This is a genomic window from Streptomyces musisoli, assembly GCF_016741855.1.
GTDB classification, from domain to species: Bacteria; Actinomycetota; Actinomycetes; order Streptomycetales; family Streptomycetaceae; genus Streptomyces; species Streptomyces musisoli.
The window spans coordinates 1-20,470 of sequence record NZ_JAERRH010000023.1; the positions used below are offsets into that span (position 1 = coordinate 1).

Genomic DNA, 20,470 nt, shown 5'->3' on the forward strand with positions numbered 1-20,470 from the left:
CCGAGCACACCATTCGGGCAAGACAGGGAGCCGACTGCTTGGTTCGGCATGGCTCGCCGCGGCGGCCGACCACCCGTTCGGCTGCGCATGCACGTCCAGGTACAGGTGCGCGGTGCGGCGCGTCAGGTGGTTCCCTGGGGTGAGTGGTGCCGCAGCCGATCCCCGAGTCCGCCGCGGCACCACCCCGAACCGACCGAGGCTGCACCACGACGCCCATGCCCCGTCGTCGCGGCACGGGCGGCTCGCCTTCCGCGCGCTCAGACACCCGAACGGCGATCAGCGGCAGCAGCTGGCACAGCCCGTCGTACCGCAGCCGGCCGACCCGGTACGAGGCTCAGCCCGTTCTCCTCCAGCGGCATCCCCGGGGCCGGAGCACCCTGTTGCTCTGGTCATCGAGGACGCCGTCGTGGTTCATCAGAGCGACACCCACAGCTTCGAGGTGCCGTGGGCGCGCTGCACCAGGTCCTTGCGCAGCAGAGCGGTTCGGATGTCGAGACTGTTCACGTTGAACTCCCAGGTACGGATGGTGTGGCGCGGTCCGTCCGCGTCGCTGGCCGCACCTTGCAAGACACGAGGGTTAGCCTCGCAACTCTCGCGAAAATCCACGGTCCTGCATGGGATAACACCAGATCAGGGCGCAGGTACCCCGGACAGCGTGAGGGCCTCGGACAGTTGGTGTCCGAGGCCCTCACGCTCGTTGCCTACCTGTGCGATAAGTGCCCGCTGGCAGGAGGTGGGACCAGGATCAGCGAGCGTTTCGGCCGGGCGGTCGACCAGCCGGGGCCCTGCTCCCATCCATCCACCCAGCGCGATGGCCGGTGCTACCCGCTTTCCTCCACGCTCGCACCGCCGCCTTCCCTGCACGCGCCAGGCCGAATGAGCAGGCACCTGAACGGCGGCCGGCCGTGGTGGAAGGCATGAGGATGTGACGTGGTCCCTGCCTGAGCCGATGCTGAGCACACCGGTAGACAGCCCTGCCTTTGGCCGCCGGGTGGGCGGCGGAGCCGAAGTTATGGACAGGGTTTTTGGCCTTGTCCCTTGTCCGCGGATGTGGACTGTGTTTGGTGCACCTGGCGGCGCTCGATGTCCGGGGTGGGTGGGCTCAGGAAGGAGGGTTTCGCTTTGAGCTGCCCAGGAACGCTGCGGCGAGCGCCGCGACACCACCGCCGAGCATGCCCGCCGCGGGTGCCGCGGCACCGTGGTCGACAAAGTATTTGGCGACCCAGAGGTAACCGGCTACACCACCGCTGCCAACGATCATGCCGGTTGCGCGCAGTGCCAGATTGACCAGGTCCAAGCGGCGCTCATGGGCACGGTCGAGACACCACTGCCGGTGCTTCTCAGCTTGGCGCTCGAAGTCCTGCTCCACGAGCCGCAGGATGCGTTCGCCGGCGCCTGGGACTACACGTTCCCATACCTCCGCTTGGCTGGCGGCCGGCAGAGCCGAGTACGGTGTCGACACCTGGCCCGGCTGCGCGCCGTCGTCGATCGCGGCAGCAGCACCTGGCTCCTCGGGGGGTGTCGTGGTCACCGCTCGTCCCTTTCGGCTTCTCCCGGCTGCCGGCCGTGAGTAGGGCCCGGCCACTGGATCAACGCTTCGGGCGGTGCGCCGAGTTGACCGTACTTCTCGCGCAGGGCCTCATCGACATTGCGTCGACTCTGCTCGCGGGAGGGCTTGTCAACAACCGGGCGAACCGGGACTCGATGGCCAGCAGCAGTTGCTCCCGCGCCGGATCGGTAGGGCCACAGATCCCGCAGCCCATCCAGGAAGACGCTCGCTCGGGCGGCGAAGGTGCGATCTTGATGTTCCGGCTGCGGAGCGCGTCCGAGATGGCGGCTGCGGCGCGAGGCAAGAAGCCCTCCCCCAGCCAACATGGCCCACACCACGAGGAAGCTCCCCAGCGACCACCCGCCGTGTGCGGTGGGAAGAGCCCGCAGCAGCAGGAACAGACCGGCCGTGAGCAGGGCAATCACGAACAGGACCAGGACAGGAAAGGCCAAGAGCCGAGCGGCACGGCGCTGGCACCGAACCGACGCGTCGAGGAACTCGGTTGCGACCGGACTGAGGTCACGACCGCCTTCATTCGAACTGCGGGCCACCGCTAGCTCGTGGCCTCGATACAGGGCACTAGGTGCGCGGCCGAGGCGCCGCCACGCGACTGCGGCATCCTCGATCTGCTGGCGAACCAGGAGGCCAGCACGTTCGTCGGAGAGCCAGGTCCGTAGACGCGGCCAGGCCCACAGCAGTGCCTCCTGAGTGATCTCCACGGTCTCCTGATCCAGGCTGAGGACGCGGCTCTGGGTGAAGGCGTGCAGGACCTTTTCAGCAGAGGAATTGTCGCGGTCATTGCCGAGAAGGTCGATCCAGGTCACGCGCCGGCGGGTCGGCTCAATGTCCTCTGCCACTCTGACCAACTGCAGGAAGATCCTTCTGGCTGTCGGCTGGTCTTCCGGATCCAGCCCGGCAAATACCTGTTCGGCCATGGTCGCCACAGCATGTCGGATGCCGCCGGTGGCCTCGTAATCCGCGATCGTCAGGCGGTGGCCTTGTCGTCGGCGCCATACCTCACGAAGCGCGTGCGCTAGCAACGGCAGCCGCGTGGTTTCGGATACGTGCTCAAGATCCCGCAGCAACAGCTCGGTCAGACCCGACTCGATCTGCAGGCCCATCGCCTGAGCTGGCAGCACGATGGCTTCTCGCAGCTGAGGGACTGACAGCGGCCCAACCCACACGGGTTCGCGCAATGCCACCTCCAGCTCGGAGTACGTGGCACTGAGGACGAGGTAGTCGTCGAGGTAGTTGGATGACAGTGCGTACACCACCAGTGCAACGGGGGGTGTGCCGTCGGGGCCTGGTTTCGCCAGAGCGGACAGCGAACAGAGAAAGTCGCGGCGCTCCTGCTCGTCCGGGCACAGTGTGAAGACCTCTTCGAGCTGGTCGACCACGAGGACCAGGCAGGCATCAGCGACTCCGCTGCTGGCCCGTGCAGGGACCGCCTCCCGGAGTCTGTCGGCCTGGCCCTCCGGATTCTCCGACAGCGCCTCGGCCATGCTGTCAGGCGGAACGCCGACGAGGGACCCAAGGCGAAGGGCCAAGGACTTCATCGGGTGTTCGGTGGGGGTGAAGTACAGCACCGGCATGCGATCCGAGCCAGGGATGGCACCGGCGGCAAGCGCGGGGAGCAGGCCAGCTGCCAGCAACGACGACTTGCCCACGCCCGTCGGACCGACGACCGCCACCGCGCCACCGGAGCGCAGTCGCCCGCTGAGACAAGCAATCAGCCGTGCAAGCAGTTCGTCCCGGCCGAAGAACCACTGTGCCTGATAGGCACCGAAGGAGGCCAGGCCGGGATATGGGCAGACGTCCTCTGCCTGTTCCGAACGGAGCGATCGGTCACCACCGCGGGAGCCTCCCCGCGTCCAGGCTTCGGGAAGCTGCTTATCCACTCCGCTCCCCTTCATGCCCACGCGCGATCCAGACCTCACGGTAGTCCAGCGGCTTCCGCAATGACAGCACGTCAACCCCACCAGTAAGGTCGCATTCCCGGCCGCCAACTGCCCGGCTTCAGGTCGTACTTGTCCAGCGCGCAGGCTCCGCAGTCGCGCGGCGTCGGCCTCCAGGCTGATGCCCAACCGGCGTTCACCCCGCTGGCGGCTCCATGGAGCGAAGAGAGGGCGACGCCAGTTCCCGGCGAGTGAAGTGCCCTCGCGATCCGTGATCGACATGGCGCTGGACTTCATCGTGGACAGCTCAACAGCGCATAACCCAAGTGGGACGGCTACCGTGCCCAGCTCGCCCTGTACGCGGGCGGGCAGTCGTCGCTGCACCGCCTCGGCTGTCGTGCGCGGCTCCAGAGCCTACTGACACAGGAGCCACGTCGACACACCTCACTCAAGTAGCTTGTATGTGACATTGCTCGTGCGGCTCTTATCGCCGACGTCTGTCAAGCCCGTAACTACGAACTTCTTAAGTCCAGCGGATTTGGCTCGGTTTCCGCCCGACCGTGTTAAACCCCAATGCCTCTTTGCGCCAGTCGACCGCATCCGGCGACCAGCGGGGTTGGAAGTTGTCATCGTCCGCGCGGGCCGACTCCACGTGGTCGAGGACTTCTTCCACGACCTGAGCCGGCACGGCTGACGAGGCCGGCGCGAACCGCCGGGTCGCCGCGCTGAAGGGGCTGCCCGCCTCGACCGGTTCACTGCTTCGCGTGCGTCTCGGCGCGGCCTCCATGCGTGCCCGTCTGACCCCGGACGTGACCCCTTGGGTCGCGGTCGCCGCCTCCGACGAGCACGCGAAGACGATCACGGCGTTCGACAGCCGGGGCCGCGGCCACACCGTGGACGCGACACACGTACCCGCCTTCCCCCTGTACGTCCTGGACATCGACGCGGCCAAGGCGCACAAGGCCGGACTCCGAGTGCTCCGCGAGCAACTCGCCGACAACGGCGTCAGCACACCCGCGCCCCAGGGCGCGCACGCCGCGGACACGGCCGGCTGGTGGGCCACCAAGGTCACCGCGGTCGAGGTGAACGACGACCAGGAACCCTGGTTCAAGGGCGCGGCCGAGACGTTCTCGCTGGTGACCGGCTTCGGACAGGACGGCAAGGCGCGCGTCGACTCGGTCGACATGATCTACCTCGACTACGACGGGACGGTGTACTACCCCAACCAGATCCTGGTCAACTGGTCCAACTACAAGTACAACCTGGCCGACGTCGTCATGATGGAGGACGACGACGGCACCAACTACAAATCGCTCGCCCAAGCCCTCACCACGGCCCTGCTGACCGTCACCGACCAGGGCACCTACATCCCGCTGGTGAACGCGGTGCTGTCGGCGATGCCCGACTCCTGGTTCACCGACGACCCCGACTACGTGGAGTCCTGGTACACCCTGGCCAGGAACTCCACGGGCCGTCTCAATGGAGCCGCCGGCAACGGCTGGATGACCGTCGAACCGTACTTCGTCGAGCAGTTGTGACCCTCGGGCCAGGATTCACCCGAGGCCCGCGAGCGGGGCGGACGGCTGCCAGGCGACGGGCATGACGACGTCGACGGCGTCACGACGGGCCAGCGGCAGCAGTCGGCCCGTCGTGACGCCGAGGTCGTCCATGACGTAGGGCATGGGCCGCAGGGGCCGGTGGAGGCCGAGGAAGAAGTCGTCCCAGTGCACGAGGACGACACGGCGGGCCCCGGTCGTGACCACGACCTCGTCCCAGTAGGCACGCACGAACCCGGCCGGTCGCCTGCCCAGGTTGCCGACACCCAGATAGACGACGTCGGCGTCCACACCACGCAGCGCGCCGGGCCGGAAGTTGGCACTGGCGTGCAGCAGCACACGGCCCCCGGGATGGGAGAGGACCACACTGTAGGCGGTGCCGGTCCGCCAGGCGCCTGCGCGGGCCGGCGGGACGAGGGGCTCGTCGACGGTGCCGGGGAAGCGGTCGCCGGGGCTGTGCACGGAGTCCAGGAAGGTCAGCCCGAAACTCCCGTACGACACCGTGTCCCCGTCCGCGACCACGCGCAGGGACGACTCCGGCACGCCCGAGCCCCGGCCGATGTTCGCGGTGGACCGTGAGCCGATCAGGTCCGCGCCGGTCTCCAGCGCCCACACCGGGGCGTCCAGGGCGTGGTCGTAGTGGGAGTGAGCGCAGAACACCGCCGCGAGGTCCCGCGCCCGGAGCCGGTCGATCGCGGCGCGCACGAGCGCGCGGTCGGGCGAGATCCTGCCCGCCGCCACCCGCAACAGCCCCGGCCGGCTGATGAATCCGTCGCTGAGCACCGAGGTCTCCCCGTCGGAGAACAGCACGGAACTGGTGCCCAGGAAGTACGCGACCACCCCGTCGTGGCCGGGCGCGGCGGGCTGCTTGTACGGAAGGCACGGGCGCAGACTCGGACGGCCGAAGGGCGTTCTCATACGGGCATCCTGGCCCATCACGACCCGCCGGGCGAGGGCGGCGTGACGGGAGGACCGGACGGCCCGCCTAGGCTGAGGTACATGCCTTTCTCCCTGGGACCCGAGGCGCGCAGCGGGAGCCGGCGCGGACTTCCCGTCGAGATCGTCGACGCGTGCCTGCGCGGCCGGGGCGGCGGCAGCCCGACTGCGGTCGTCCACGGACTGCCCGCGCCTGCGGCCGAACGCCGTCGCATCCCAGGGCAAGTGGGCACGTCCCATGCCGTTTTCCTCCCACCAGCGAGATGCGTTGTGCTGGCGTGCAGCCGGCCGGCCGGACACCCACACCCCCCAGCAGCCGCGGCGGCGCAGAAGTCACCTGGCCGGACTCCGCCAACGTGCCCATGATGGCGGTGATGGACCATTCCCGCAGGCGCGGGGAACACGGGGGTTCCCGATGACCAGTCGCAAAATGCCTGGGCCCATCCCCGCGCATGCGGGGATGGGCCCAGGGACGCTGTACTGAATGCTGTGCACGTCGGCTGCTCCCTGCGCATGCGGGGATGATCCCGAGACGGCGTGACGTGACCACCGCCGTCAACTGCTCCCCGCGCATGCAGGGATGAAGGGACGTCTGGTCGGCGAGATCCACTGCGATCGCACTGGGGCCACACCTCGCCCAGCCGCCAGGCCACAGCGAAGCCCGCCACGCCTGGAACAAGCCTCCACCTCACCCGCCGACGGCGGACCCGCACCCCGACCCGGGTCAGCCGCCGGGGCCGGTTGAACTCATCCACGGGACGCGGTACCGGCCGGCCCGTCACCTCCTCCACCCAACCCCCGTACCGGGCCCCGACAAAGGCATAAAAACCGGTAGACCGCCTGTGCCATCTGCTCCCGCGCTGCGTCTGCGCCTGCGCCTGCGCACCCTGGCCCCGGACAGCCGCCAACCAGGCTTCCACCCCGCCGGCCCCACATCCCACACCGACGCACCATTCTCTGGTATGCCCGTTAAGGGGGGTGCGATTTACTGGGGCTTACAGCGGCTAAAACGCAGGTGGGCGGGAGTGAGTTCGTACTGGCTCTAAGTGGCGCGGGCCCTCAGAAAATTATCGCCGGAGGATGACGACCTGATCATTATTCGTGTCGACGCCCCAGAGGATGGATTCCTTGCTGGATTTACCCGCCCATATGGTGGCGGAGCACCCATCGACAAACCGCAGTTGTATTTCACTCGCCTGCCGACCTCTAGCCACCTCCCATGCCCCATGACCAGTTTTAGCCAGGAGGCTTTCGGAGGAGCATTCAAAATAGCGCAGTTTCAGTTTGACCGCAGAGAACTCTCCATTCGCATCGAGCTTGAGGGTCCCACCATCGCCGTTCCAACGACCCACCAAAGAGTCCTCTCGCACAAATGCACCTTGCGGATATTTGGCAGAATCGGTGGAGGAGTAACATCCGACAGCTGCAATAGACGCAAGGACCATAAGCGCCGCCACTCTAGATGCAGCACGAAGGCGCACCGCATCATTCTTCCTTTGTCGCACAACATCCCCCTCGGCGTTCAGAATGGAATAACCACTCTGAAAGAAATCTCCATATAATGCGATGCCGCAGCGTGGCCACCCGCCACGATACCGTCATTGTCGTAACGCTGCACGAACCTGTCAGCCGCCGTGCCGTATCCGGTGGCAATATGAGCAAAAGAGGACATTGTCATGTTGTTCTTGATGGTGATTCGGGCCTGGATGCCCGTATCGCTAGCACGCAGAATTTTATAGTCCGCTGCGTAGGAGCCGAGGACAGCCGTGGATGCATTGTGATCCCCCGTGATGATCGACCACTGATCGGCCAGGAATTGCTTCACTTTCCCGGACCCGCTCTTTTTCCCGATCGAGTAGGGTTCAAGCGTCCCTTCGGTCTTTCCTTGCATCCACCGCCGAGTGATTTCTTTGCGCTGCTGCGCTGTTATGTCGCTCATCATGACCTGCTGCGCAACACGACTGTCTTCACCGTAGACTGTGGCGCCGTCTAGCATCCCGGCCGCCCATTTGAGGCCAATAATACGCAAGTCATCTCGGCCTCCCCCTGTAACTGCATCCTCCGGGTTGCACATCAACATTGCCGGCATACCACTGCAAGCGCGGGCCTTCATGTACGAGGGCGCTGCGATGCCAGGCGGTAGGTATGGGAGCTGGAACTGTGTCGGCCCTACCTGCGGACCAAGTGCAGGCGGCGCACATGGCACCTCAAAGAGCACTCCGCATGTCATCGTTCCACCCACTCCACCGGTGGGGCCTGAGGGCGCCGTTCCCGACTGTCCAGTGTTGCCGGTGTGGGCTGTACCAGTTCCACTCCCCGTGCTTCCTGTACCGGGCCCGCACTTTTGCCAGCCGCCTCTGCACTGATCTCCGTTTGGCTCCAGGCGGATTGTCCCGCTTGGATCGCTGAAGGTAAGCGGATTTCCACCGGCGTATGAATAACCGCCAAGGGATTGTGGGTCGGAGACGTTGAGGATGGGGTCGACGCTGATGAACCGGCCGGTCGTCGGGTCGTACTCGCGGGCGCTGAGGTGGGTGAGGCCGGTGTCCTTGGTGTCGTCGGTGCCTCCGACGAAGCCCTTGGTTCCGGGCCAGGCGGTCGGCTTGGCTCCGCGGATGCCGCCGAAGGGCAGGGTGCGGCGCTGGGTGAGTTTCTGTGTGTCTGCTGCTACGGCGAGTTGGGCGGTGCCGTGGTGGTCGGCGAGGGTGAAGGAGACAGTGCCGTCGTCTTGCTGGACGGCCTGGTTGCCGCCGCCGAGGTCGAAGTAGCGGGTGACCTTCGGAGCGGTACTGCCCTTGGACAGCGTGATCTCGGTGGCGCCGAGGTAGAGGGTGGTCTCGGTGGGCGTGCGGGCGATCAGCCGGTTGCCGTCCGCGTCGTAGAGGTAGGCGGTGGTCTTGCCTGCGGCGGTCACCTTGGCGAGGTGGCCTTCGGGGTCCCAGGCGAGGTTCTGGTCGTCCCCGTTCAGGGTGCGGGTGGTGGTGTTGCCGGTCTCGTCGTACTGGTAGCTGTCCTGGACTGTGCTGGTGGGGCCGGTGGTGGTCACCGAGGACAGCGCGTGCGGCAGGGCCTTCCCCGGATCGGGGTAGGCGTAGGTCCGCTTGATGTCCTTGGCGGCGTCGCCCGTGATGTCGTGCAGGGTCTCGGTGCGGCGGTTGCCGACCAGGTCGTAGGTGTAGGACTGCCAGTAGGGGGCGGGGCCGCCCAGGTCGCTGCCGCTGGGAGTGGTGGCGCAGGACGTGGTGTTCTGCGCCCAGGCCTCCGTCAGGCGGCGCAGGTAGTCGTAGGTGAAGCACTGGGCGTCGGTGCCGTCGCGGGAGACGTCCGACACGGACAGGACGTTGCCCGTCTCGTCGTAGTGGTAGCTGTTGCTCTGGTCGACACCGGCGATCTCCTCCCGGTCCACGCGGGAGGAGGCCAGGCGCTGGGTGCCCCATTCGTAGGTGTTGGTGGCCCAGGTCTTCTTGCCGCCGTTGTTTGACAGCTCGTACTGCAGGGGCTTGCCGGTGAAGCTGTAGCTCGTGGTCGCCTTGACGCCCTGGCTGCCGGTGACGGCGGTCGGGCGCAGGGTGGCGTCGTCGTAGGTGTAGACGGCGGTTGCCGCGGACAGGGCACCGGCCTTCGGGTAGCCGACGCCGCCGGTGAGCCCCGACACGTTGTACGACGTGGTGGAGATGTAGGTGCCGGCTAGCTCCTTCTCCGCGGCCGGGATGGTGACCGAAGTGCTCTGCGGCCGGTAGAGGCGGTCGTAGGCGATGACCTTGGTGGTGTAGGCGTTGGTGCCGTCGTAGCGAGTGGACGCGGCCAGCTGGCCTTTAGCGCCGCTGACGGTGTCGTACACCCACTGGGCGCGCAGGGTGCCGGTAGAGGACTTCTCCCTCACCTCTGTTTTGCGGCCGAGGTTGTCGTAGCCGTACCACAGGCGGGGTGTGTCGGGACGGTCGTCGGTGGCGCTGTCGGGGCGGGCGTCGTCGGTGGTGGTGAGCTGGCCGCGGTCGTCGTAGGTGCTGAGGGTGGTGCCCTTGTCCGGGTCGACCGTCTTGATCTGCCGGTCGAGCTGGTCGTAGGTGTACGACCAGGTGTTGCCCGCCGGGTCGATGACCTTCTTGAGTTTGCCGCGGGGTGTGTAGTCGTAGGTGGTGGTGTCGTAGGCGGCGTCGGCGTTGCGGGCGTGGAGCTGGCGCAGCGCCGTGGTGCGGCCCCGTGCGTCGACGAGGGTGGTGGTGGCGGTGCTGCCCTCGGGCGGGATGACGGTGGTGCGGTCGCCGCCGTAGATGGTCCTGGTGGTGGACAGCACGGGTCCGCCGTCGCCGTTGCCGGCGAGCTGCTTGGCTTCGGTCTGCCGGCCGAGGCCGTCGTAGGTGTAGCGGCTCTGGGTCTCGACGTCGAGGGCGTCTTCCGGCTTGACCAGGACGGTCGTCGGCGGCTTCGTCGAGTAGTAGGAAGCGAATTCCTTGGTTACCAGGCCGCGGTCGTCGTAGAAGGTGTCGGTCAGCAGGCTGCCGCCGTCCGGGCCGGGGGCCTGGCTCTGGCGCGGCCGCAGGAAACCGTCGTAGAGGGCGTACGAGGTCAGCTGTGCGCCGTTGTTGCCGAGTGTTCTGGTGGCGATCGCGACCGGCTTGCTGTCGCCGGTGGTGTAGGTGAACTCGTAGGTGGGGGTCTGGCCGGTGAGGCGGTCGGCGAGCCAGACCTTGGTGGAGCGGCCCAGCGCGTCGTAGTCGAAGTTGGTCACCTTGCCATTGGTGTCGGTCTGGGTCTTCGGCAGGTTGCGCAGGAGGTCGTAGGTGACGCTCGAGGTCTGAGCGGTGGTGGCGTCACCGGTCTTGGCCGGCGGTGTGGTGGTGCTGACCTTGGTCGCGAAGCCGGTGGTGGGTTCCGGGGTTGTGGTGGTGGTGCGGCCGTCGGAACGCTCGGTGCGGGTGACCGTGCCGGCGGCGGTGACCTTGACGTCCGCGGTCAGGTCGGTGCTTGTGTGCTGGCGTCCGTAGTCGTCGTAGGTGGTTCCGGACTCCAGGTAGACGGCGGTGGTGCCGTCGTACTGCTTGAGCACCGCGGTGCTGGTCGGGTCCCCCTTGGTCGGGGCCGCCTCATAGGCGGCACCGTCGTAGGCGGTACGCACGTCCGAGATCACGTCGTCCGGGCGGCTGACCGCGTCGGAGCAGGACTTGGCCACCGTCTCGACGCGGGAGGGCAGGGTGAGGATGTTGGCGGTGGAGTTGGTGGCGTAGGTGGTGCGGGTGCAGGTGTCGTCCGCCTTGATGCCGCTGTCCCCGAAGTCGTCGACCTGCGTGGCGCGTCCGGCGACGGTGTCGTAGGTCGTGGCCGTGGACGTGGTGCGCCAGGAGGTGCCGGCGCCGTTGTCCAGGGACGTCCAGGTCTTGGAGCCGGAGGTGCCAGTGAAGTTGGCGGTGACGGTGCCCCAGCTCCGCTCTTTCTTCGCCGTCTCGTGGTGCCAAGGGCGGTTGACAGCCTTGGTGAGGACCTTGCCGTCGGGGCCTGAGTAGGTGAGAGTCTTGTAGGAGAAGCCTGCCGCCGACTCGTGGTCGGTGATCAGATCACCTTCACCGTCGGCGAGACTGATGCTTACGTTCTTGGTGCCTCCGCTGGTGGTTTTGCGGTCACCGTCCATGCCGCGCAGGAAGTAGCTGTCCTGCTGGGTCTTCATGGCGGCGTCGCCGCCCTGGCCGCCGGTGCGGACCCGGACGTGGCCGTAGCCGCGCCACTGGGACCACGTCTTCTCCTTCTCCTTGGTCAGCCCGTCGTCATCGTCGTAGTGCCAGGCCGCGCCGTCCAGGTAGTCGTACCGGGTGACCTGGTCCGGGGCGCCGCCGGTGCGGTCGGTGGCGGTGACGGAGGTGACGACGTACTTGTTGAACCACTTCCGCTCTGCGTCGTCCGAAGAGCTGCCGCCGATGTACTGCGGGAAGCAGCGGGTGGTGTTGGTCTCGGGCGTGGGCAGCGTGTCCCAGTCGCAGGCGGGCGCCGAGTAGTTGACGTCGATCTGGCCGCCGAACTCGTCGGCGACCGTGGACAAGCGGTCCTTGATGAACGGCGGGAAACCGTCACCGGTCTTGTCCAGCCGGTTGGCCAGCTGCGTGTACGCGAAGGTGGTCTTCGGCAGGGCGATCGCCGGTTCGGCGCTGCGTCCCGTGTGCTGGACGGAGTCGAGCAGCAGCTGGTAGTCGGTGTCTGCCATCCCCCAGCGGTGGTCCAGATGCCAGGAGTCGACGTCGTGGTACGCGGTGCCGTTGTAGATCTCGGTGGTGACATCGGTAAGCCGCTTGCGGGTGAAGAACGCCGGCGAGAAGCGGCCCTTGTCGCAGTCCTTGCCGATGTCGCAGTTCAGGTCCCAGGGCGTGTCGTACCAGTAGAAGGCGTCGGTGGAGATGTCCGCACACTTGGTGTGTGTGTTCGGCAGGCAGCGCTCACCGCTGGTGAAGTCGACCTTGGCCAGGGCCTTGGTGCTGTACACGGACGAGGACTTCAGTCCGTATTCGATGCGGTCCAGAGTGCCGCCGCGCACATAGGGGGTGTCGTCCTTGGCCTCGAGGTTACGGCCGTAGGCGTTGGTTTCCTTGTCGTAGTAGTAGGCGATGGCGTTGCCGTGCACGTCGACCGCGTAGTCGAGGTTCCACCGCCAGGCCTGCTGACAGTAGGAGTCGGCGAAAGCGGCTGCGTGGCAGGGCTCGTCAGCGTCGTCGCCGAAAACGGGGGCTGTCCAGGTGGAGTCGGTGGCTTCCTTGCCGGTGGCCCAGCCGGGCAGGCGGTTGTAGCCGAAGTAGTACTGCGTGCCGTCCGTTGTGGTGAGGCGCCAGTACTCGTTGTCGTTGTCGCCGTTGCCCCGGGCACTGGAGGTCAGGTGATCGACCTTCGTTCCGTCGTCGTCCTTGAACTTCCAGGAGTCCTTGCCGGCAGGGACGAGCTCGCCGCCCTTGCCGTTGAAGGTGATGAAGGCATTGTCGTAGCCCCAGCACAGGTCGCCCGGCTTGCTGCCGTCCGCGTGCTTGACGCCGTCGTCGGCGCACGGCTTGTAGCGGCGCTCGATGTAGCCAGACCACAGGTCGAAGCCGTCACCCACCCAGGAGGCCTGGTTGTTGGTGTTGGCCGTACGGCCGTCGACCGATCCCGAGGAGTAGGACAGCCCCACCTTGGGCGCGAGTCCGCCGGGGACCCCGGGGGCCGGCATGTCATAGGACCAGGTGAAATCACCAGTGTTGAGGCTGGTGTTCCAGGTCGCCGAGGGCGAAAGAGAGGTCGCCTTGTAGTCACCCTTATCGCTCTGCGCGCCGGCGACAGCGGCGAGCACCGTGGCCGAACCCACGTTGAGGCTCACGTTCTGCGCGGTCAGGGTCTGCTTTTCCGCGTCGTTGACCGTGGGGACCAGCTTGCTGGAGCGGCAGGCAGCCTTGTCCGGCGTGGTGAGCGCGCAGGCAGGCAGCTCGACCATGGTCAGGCGCGAGGCGTATCCGCCGCCGTAAGCGCCGGCGAAGCCGGAGTAGTCAAGGTGAGCCTGGACTCGGCCCACCTGCCCGGTCTTGGACGTGGGCTTGGTAACGGGCTTCAGCGTGAGCAGGGCGCCGTCGACACCGGCCTTCTGTGCCGCTGCGCGGCTGAGCAGGCGTGCCTCGACGTCCCCGCGGAAGGGCTCCTTGCGCGCCGTGCCCTGTGTGTCGAGCGTCAGCGGCAGACCCTTGACACGGACGGCCGGCGCGGAGTTCTTCTCGGCGGCAGCAGGCATGTGCAGGACCGTGGATGTTGCTTTGGGCCAGGCAGCGTCGGGTATCGCCTGCGGGGTCCGCGGTCCCTTCATCAGGGTGCGTGGCTTTACCTTGCCGGTCGTGGTGGCAACCGGGCGCTCGGAGGCAGGCAGGGAGGGCCGTCCCTTGCCGCTGTCCGCGGCGAGAGCGGGCTGCGTGACTCCTTGCAGGAGCGTGCCCACCATGACCGTGGCCGAAGCCAGTGCCAGGCGTCGCCGGAAGCCCGGGAAGCGTCTGCTCGATCTGCCGTTCATCGTGTCCTTCGTCCTTCGCTGCGGTGCTCCGCGTGCGTACCGAGCGCACGGTGGGCTGAAGTGAAGTGGGGTTGCCGGGGCGGGCCCTCACGGGTGAGGGCCCGCCGGCTGTCAGTTGACGCCGGGTACTTCGGTTGCCATCCCGGGCTGTCCCACGGCCACCGATCTGATCTGCTCGTCCGACAGCGCGCCTTGGAAGGCCCATACGTCGGCGATGGCCCCCGGCCAGTACTCACTGCCAGTGTTAGTTCCGGTCTTGGCTCTGCCGAGTTGCATCGGCTGCGCAGCTTTGAAGGCCAGTACATCGTCCGCCCACGAGAACTTGTCCGTGCACGCGGGATCGTCGGCGGCCCCGTCACCGTCGTTGTCCTTGCAGGCGACTTCTTCCTGCTCGCCGTTGACGTACAAGGTCAGGTGCTTGGAAAAGCCGTCGTAGACGAGGGCCAGGTGCGTCCAGTCGGTGGGCCAGTAAAACTGGCTGTTGTCGACTTGGGCGACGGTGGCATTGTCGGCGTCAGCCGCGGCCATCGCGATCCGCCATCGTCCGGGGTCAGAGTTTGGCGTGGTGGACGGTTCGTAGCGGACCGTGAAGGCGCTCTTCTTCGTGCCTGGGACGCTCAGCAGGGTGACGCCCTTGGCGGGGACCGCTGCCGCCTGTGCCCATGCAGTGACCGTGAAGCTGCCACTGGTGTCCACGGGCACCGTGGCAGTTGTTCCGTAGTCGTTGATGCCGTCGAGGGTCACGCCGCCGTCGGCCTTGCCGCCGTCGGCCAGGCCACCATTGAGGTGATCGACGCCGTACAGGGTCATGTCGTTGTTCGACGTGGAGGCGTCCGGCGTGATGAGCGGCGAGCCGGTCGCCTGCTCGAACGTCCAGCGTCCCTTTACCAGAGGTCGCTGCTTGAACAGCTGCTGCACTTCCTGGGCGGACGCGGGTCGGTCGAAGAGCCGGACGTCGTCGATCTGGCCGGGGAAGTACCAGTCGGGCCGGCTGTCGTTGGAGCCGGCGCCGATCTGTACCGGGCCGCTGGCGTACCAGCTCGCCTGCAGGTCTGTTTCACCGGCCTTGGTGCCGTTGACGTACAGGGTCAGCTTGTTGGCGACGGTGTCGTGCACGCCGACCAGGTGTGTCCAGGTGTCGCCGTAAGCGGTCTGCCCGTCGGCCTGCATGGCGCGGATCGGGGTGGCGGTTGCGGAGTCGTCCGAGAACTCGCTGATCACCCACCGGTCGGAGGTGTTGGAGTAGTAAAGCTCCATACCCGAGCGGTGGGCGCCCGCCTGGGTGGCGACGACCGCCGCATGGTTCGGTTTGGTCTTCGGCAGCTTGGCCCAGGCGGAGATGGTGTAGCTGTTGAGGTTGTTCAGAATCGGCCGGCTGGTGGTGGCGTAATCATCGACTCCGTCCAGCGTCAGGTCCTTGCCGGCGATGCCCTGCTGTCCGGGCTTGGCCCCGTTCATGAGGGTGGCGTCCGGGACCTCGGCCCTGCCGGTCAGCTCGGTGGCGGTGTCCGACTCGTCCATCGTGAACACGGCCCGTGCGGGTCGGCCGAGGGTGGAGGACGACTTGCCGTACAGCTGGGTCACCTCGGCCGCCGTGAGGGGTTTGTCGAAGATCTGCACTTCGTCGATCACACCGGGGAAGTGGTTCGTCCTCTTGCCGTTCAGGCTCGCCGCACCGAACTGCAGGCCGCGCCGCGCGTCCCAGGGGGTGCTGTAACTGGTCGTGCCCACGAGCTGGTTGTTGATGTACAGCTTCAGTTCGTCGCTGCCCGCGCTGTAGGTGCCCACCAGGTGGGTCCAGTCGCCGGCCTTCACGCCCCCTGCGGTGGGGGCCTTGACCGTGACGCTGCCCGAGTTGAGCGTGTCAGAGGTGTGCTGGCTGAACACCCATCGGTCCAGGCCCGCGGAGTAGTAGAGCTCGAACCCGGGCGAGTTGTTGCCGGGTTGGGTGATGGCAACGGCCGCGTGGTCGGGGACAGTGTCGAGCTTGACCCAGGTGGAGACAGAGAAGCTTGTTGAGGTGTCGATGACAGGGATGTCGCTGACGGCGTAGTCGTCCACGCCGTCGAACGACACGGCTGTGCCCTTGGCCCCGGCAACGTGCGGCGTGGCCCCACCGTTCAGACGCGCCGTTCGTTCCGGGGCCGTGCCCGAAGCGGTGGCTGTGGTGGCCGCATCGTCCAGTTGCCACATCGCGCGCTCTGGCTGGCCGGCCTTGACCCTGAACCGGTATCCGGCAGGCGCGGAAATATTGCCTGCCGCATCGACGGAGGAGACGTAGAGGGTGTTCACCCCGACCTTCGGCGGCAACAGCTTCAGCGATCTGGACGCTCCGCTCGAAGTCGTGATGGCATTCTTCGACGACGGGTCGACGTTGATGCCCCACAGGTACTTCACCGTCTGGGGGTCGTTGCCGCCGACTGTGAACGTGCCGTACTTGCCGAGGCCGTCGAACCACTCGTCGTCCGGGTCCGACGGGTCGGAGGGAGGGTAGTCACCCGAGGAAACGGTGGGCGATGCCGGCGCATGCTTGTCGTAGATGAAGTAGCAGGCTGTTGCACCGCCGGCCCAGGACCATGGGGAGTACTGGGCGCCGTCGTAGGAACGGACGAACCAGTGGATCGCCTTGTTTTCAGGGATGGACGACGGAAGGGTGCCGTTGAAGCCAGATCCCGACTTCTTGTAGCCGGTCGCATCCGGGGTCCACTTGCCGCCATCCCATTCGGCACGGAACTGCACCCTGATGGTGTCGCCGTCGGGATCGGTGACGTCGTCGACGTAGATCTTGCCCAGAGAACGTACCCGCGGAGCATCCGACGGCCTCTTGCAGGTACCGCCGTACTCCATGTCCAGCTGCGACATTCTGATCTGCTGCGGAGGCCGGTTGTACTTCACCCGCAGATAGGCATCGTCCGAGAACCGCTTCCAGCCGTACGCGTCGGATTCGTCGTCGGCGCGCAGGCCGAACGTCATCGTCGACCACTTCGCGTCCGCTGCCTGCTGCACGGCCGACTTCACGTCGAACTCGGCGTCTCTGGCCGCGCACCCCTCGAAGCCGTAGGCGAACGGTGTCGTCCTCAGGTGGTCGATCCAGAAACCGGATGCGTTCTGGGAGTCCCACGTGGTCGCGGATGAGATCGCCTTCGTCCGCCAGAGCTGCACACCTCGCGCGCTGCAGGAAGCCGACCACGTGTTGCGCACGACGAACTCGGCCGAGAGGACGTCCTTGCCCGCGTACTTCGAGACCGGGATCTGGTAGAAGAGCCGCTTGGTGTCATACGGCTTGCAGTAGTACCAGGCGCAGTAGCCCAGGCCGGCGTCCGGGTCACCGTTGAACTTCCACTGCGGGGATGACGCCCAGTACTTCGACGCCACCGTCCAGGCCGTGGCCTTGGGGGTGTCCCACTTGGGGTCGATGAAGACCGGGTACACGGTGTCCTTGCCGGTCAGGACCTCGGTGTCCGGTGTCAGCACCAGCTCGTCCTGGCCGGCGGGAACCTCCACACCGACCGGGGCGAGCTTGCCCGACTCAGCCGCGCCCGGCTCGGCGTCATCGGTGGGGCCCTGGGCCGCTTTCGGCGCCGCCAAGGTTCGTGCGCCCGGCGCCTTCTGCGCCGAGGTGCCTGGGCTGGAGTCCCACATCAGCGGCTGTGCCGCCTCGAACACCGCGCTTCCGGCTCCCTTGTCCACGGCCTGCAGGCCGCCGGCGCCGGTCTCCTTCACCTCCATGCCGCTGGCGTCCAGCTTCAGGCGCAGTTCGGTCAGTTCCTTGCTGGCAGCGGCCTGGGCCGACTTCACCACCAGCAGCTGGGTGAAGCCGTCCTGCTGTGCCCCCAACCGCAGGTCGACCCCCGGCAGGACGTCCGGATAGGTTGCGGTGTCGCCCTGGAGCTGTGGAGCGGGCAGCTTTCCCGGCCATGACAAGGCCAGTTCACGTCCGGCCTTCGTCATCCTGACCATGGGTGCGTCGCCGCCGCCGGAGAACTGCAGACCGATGGTCGTGGCTTTTGGCGCCACCATCCCATCGCCTGTCTGGGTCAGGTCGGTGTCGATGGCCTTCCACACCCCGTCGACGCGTACCCGCACGGGACGAAGGTGCTCGCGTGCCTCCAACTTGCCGTCCGGGTTCGCGAAAACCTCACTGCTCTCCCCCCGCAGGGAAATGATCTCCACGGGCCGGCCCGAACGCTTGGCACTGGCGACCGCCTCAGCTTCGGTGCCAGCTGAGGCCGTCCCGGCATCCCCAGCATCCGACACCTGCGACGTCCGGCCGGCCGACGTCTCGCTGCCAACAGCCCCCAGCGCGTTTGCTGACGGGAGAAGGCCCAGCGTCACTGCGCACACCACCGCGCCCGTAACGCACCATCGTCTCCCCACCGGCATGACACACCCTCCCCCGCAGGGTCTCCCCAGACCCCAACCCCGTTGTGACTGACCCCTTACAGATCGTTCACATGACGTTAAACATGAGATCAAGCAGAGGTCCAGACGGTCACAAACGGACATCACGCGCCAGAGAAGCCAAAGAGAAGCAGAACGCCAAGTGACATGAAACACACGGACTGTTATGGAGTGTGAGTCTAGGACTGCACCGTCACCGACCCTTAGCGGCTGCCCCCGCACCCACGCTGAACAGGGCTTATGAGGTCCACCATGCATCAACGCCGCTTGTCCGGCACTGTGACTGAAAGTAGCTGCTCCGACAGTCGCCGTCGGCCCTGTTCGTGGAGACCGTGGTATGTGCTGGAGCCAAGCCCTCGAGCAGCGGACCCGCCAGCGATCTCACGAGACGCGGCAATTACACAAGAGCTAAGCCTGAGGGAGTGACTCACCCGAGAGCACCGCTCCAACAAGAACGCCTTGCAGGTCCCGCAGCAACTCCTCTTCGCTGACAAGCGAATCGCAGAGCTGTCCTCCTCGCCGACGCGGGGGTGTTCCGGCCTTCATCACGGTGCCCTTGCGGGAGTCGTAGTCCTCCCCGCCGATGCGGGGGTGTTCCGTTCGACAAGGCCCTGTCCAACGTCCGCGCGGTGTCCCCCCGCCGACCCGGGGTGCTCCGGACCGCGGATCGTCCGACGGATGCTGGCGGTCCGCTCCGCCGAGTCTTCCCCGCCGACGCGGGGGGTGCTCCGCAATGGACGACGGCCGCCATGAAGGACCCCGCGTCCTCCTCGCCGAGGCGGGGGTCCTCCGCGGGTCCAGCCGTCCTGGTTGAAGGTGACCGACTCCTCCCCGCCGACGCGGGTGCTCCGTACAACGCCGCGGTAGCCAAGCACGGGTCAGCGCCCTCCCCGGCTACGCGGGGGTGCTCCGCTCCGGGAGCCCTGCGGCCCCGGGGCTTCGTCGTCCTCCCCGCCGACGCGGGGGTGCTCCGCGACAAATGCCATTCCCGGGCGCCACGATGCTGTCCTTCCCGCCGACGCGGGAGTTTTCCGTACGCGACGGCCTCTTCGAGGTCTGCCACCGTGTCCTCCCCGCCGACGCGGGGGTGTTCCGTCGATGAGCAGGTCGAGGTGGTCGAGGACTTCGTCCTCCCCGCCGACGCGAGGGTGTTCCGATGAACGCACGGTGGATGACTTGAATCCGGGAGTCCTCTCCGCCGACGCGGGGGTGCTCCGATGGACGTCTTCCCCGTCAAGGTCACCGGCGTGTCCTCCCCGTCGACGCGGGGGTGTCGAGCTGGTTGCTGACGACGATGGCGACGTCTTCCCCGCCGACGCGGGGGTGTTCCATCGTGGCAGTAGTCCTCCACGAAGACGCCGTTGTCTTCCCCGCCGACGCGGGGGTGTTCCGCAGCTGAACGCGCTCACCAAGTCGGGCACAAAGTCCTCCCCGCCGACGCGGGGGTGCTCCGAACCTCGACGCGCTCGGCCCCACCACCGCACCGTCCTCCCCGCCGACGCGGGGGTGTTCCGACCACGTTCCGGATCATCCAGCGCGTGGACGGGTCCTCCCCGCCGACGCGGGGGTGTTCCGGTGTTCACGGCCGAGGACGGGTCGTGGCTGCAGTCCTCTCCGCCGCCGACGCGGGGGTGTTCCGTTGGACGCGGTCTTCTGCTGCCCCCCATCTGGGTCTCCCCGCCGACGCGGGGGTGTTCCGGCGTCGAGTGCGCGGGAGTCGAAACGCCCGTGGTCCTCCCCGCCGATGCGGGGGTGTTCCGAGGAGGGCGTCAAGGCGAGTCATAGGGTCGCTGCCCTCCCCGCCGACGCGGGGGTGTTCCGGCGCTGCCCCCGTCCGACGACTCGGCCGCGCAGTCTTCCCCGCCGACGTGGGGGTGCTCCGTGCGTGTAGCGCTCGCTGCCGGCCACGTTCGTGTCCTCCCCGCCGACGCGGGGGTGTTCCGCGGTCGCAGCCGACGGTCTCGGACACGGTGCGGTCTTCCCCGCCGACGCGGGGGTGATCCGTCGTCCAGCCAGTGGAGGACGAACACGCCGTCGTCGTCCCCGCCGACGCGGGGGTGTTCCGCCGAGCGACACGATGAGGCCGAGGACGGCGGAGTCCTCCCCGCCGAGGCGGGGGTGC

7 protein-coding genes are annotated in these 20,470 nt (G+C 67.1%); 1 reads left to right on the forward strand and 6 read right to left on the reverse strand.

Annotation, left to right across the window (positions count from 1 at the left end; all coding sequences use genetic code 11):
• Nucleotides 1-414 precede the first annotated feature (414 nt).
• The 3 genes from JK361_RS34880 to JK361_RS34890 form a co-directional block, all read right to left on the reverse strand.
• A complete protein-coding gene (locus tag JK361_RS34880; RefSeq protein WP_201826099.1) occupies nucleotides 415-567 on the reverse strand; it encodes a hypothetical protein in 153 nt (50 codons plus the stop codon).
• Between the two features lie 535 nt (nucleotides 568-1,102).
• The gene (locus JK361_RS34885; RefSeq protein WP_201826101.1) at nucleotides 1,103-1,531 is read right to left on the reverse strand and encodes a hypothetical protein; all 429 of its coding nucleotides are present in this window, start codon (nucleotides 1,529-1,531) and stop codon (nucleotides 1,103-1,105) included.
• Nucleotides 1,528-3,447, reverse strand: a complete 1,920-nt coding sequence (locus JK361_RS34890; protein ID WP_201826103.1) for an nSTAND1 domain-containing NTPase — start codon at nucleotides 3,445-3,447, stop codon at nucleotides 1,528-1,530. The genes JK361_RS34885 and JK361_RS34890 overlap by 4 nt, the downstream gene beginning before the upstream one ends.
• Nucleotides 3,448-4,199: 752 nt before the next feature.
• Here JK361_RS34890 and JK361_RS34895 point away from each other — a divergent pair.
• Entirely contained in the window at nucleotides 4,200-4,982 is a 783-nt protein-coding gene (locus tag JK361_RS34895) for a DUF3103 family protein (RefSeq protein ID WP_236054135.1), read from the forward strand.
• Between the two features lie 15 nt (nucleotides 4,983-4,997).
• On the opposite strand, the gene JK361_RS34900 is transcribed toward JK361_RS34895, so the two are convergent.
• From JK361_RS34900 to JK361_RS34910, 3 genes are all read right to left on the reverse strand, one after another.
• A complete protein-coding gene (locus JK361_RS34900; protein ID WP_201826105.1) occupies nucleotides 4,998-5,918 on the reverse strand; it encodes an MBL fold metallo-hydrolase in 921 nt (306 codons plus the stop codon).
• Between the two features lie 1,540 nt (nucleotides 5,919-7,458).
• Entirely contained in the window at nucleotides 7,459-13,947 is a 6,489-nt protein-coding gene (locus tag JK361_RS34905; protein ID WP_201826107.1) for an RHS repeat domain-containing protein, read from the reverse strand.
• Between the two features lie 111 nt (nucleotides 13,948-14,058).
• A complete protein-coding gene (locus tag JK361_RS34910; protein WP_307787392.1) occupies nucleotides 14,059-18,282 on the reverse strand; it encodes a LamG-like jellyroll fold domain-containing protein in 4,224 nt (1,407 codons plus the stop codon).
• Nucleotides 18,283-20,470: the final 2,188 nt, after the last annotated feature.

Excerpts from the sequence above, each read along its gene's own strand:
- JK361_RS34905 (WP_201826107.1), bottom strand. The coding sequence starts at position 13,947 with ATGAACGGCAGATCGAGCAGACGCTTCCCGGGCTTCCGGCGACGCCTG.
- JK361_RS34900 (WP_201826105.1), bottom strand. The coding sequence starts at position 5,918 with ATGAGAACGCCCTTCGGCCGTCCGAGTCTGCGCCCGTGCCTTCCGTAC.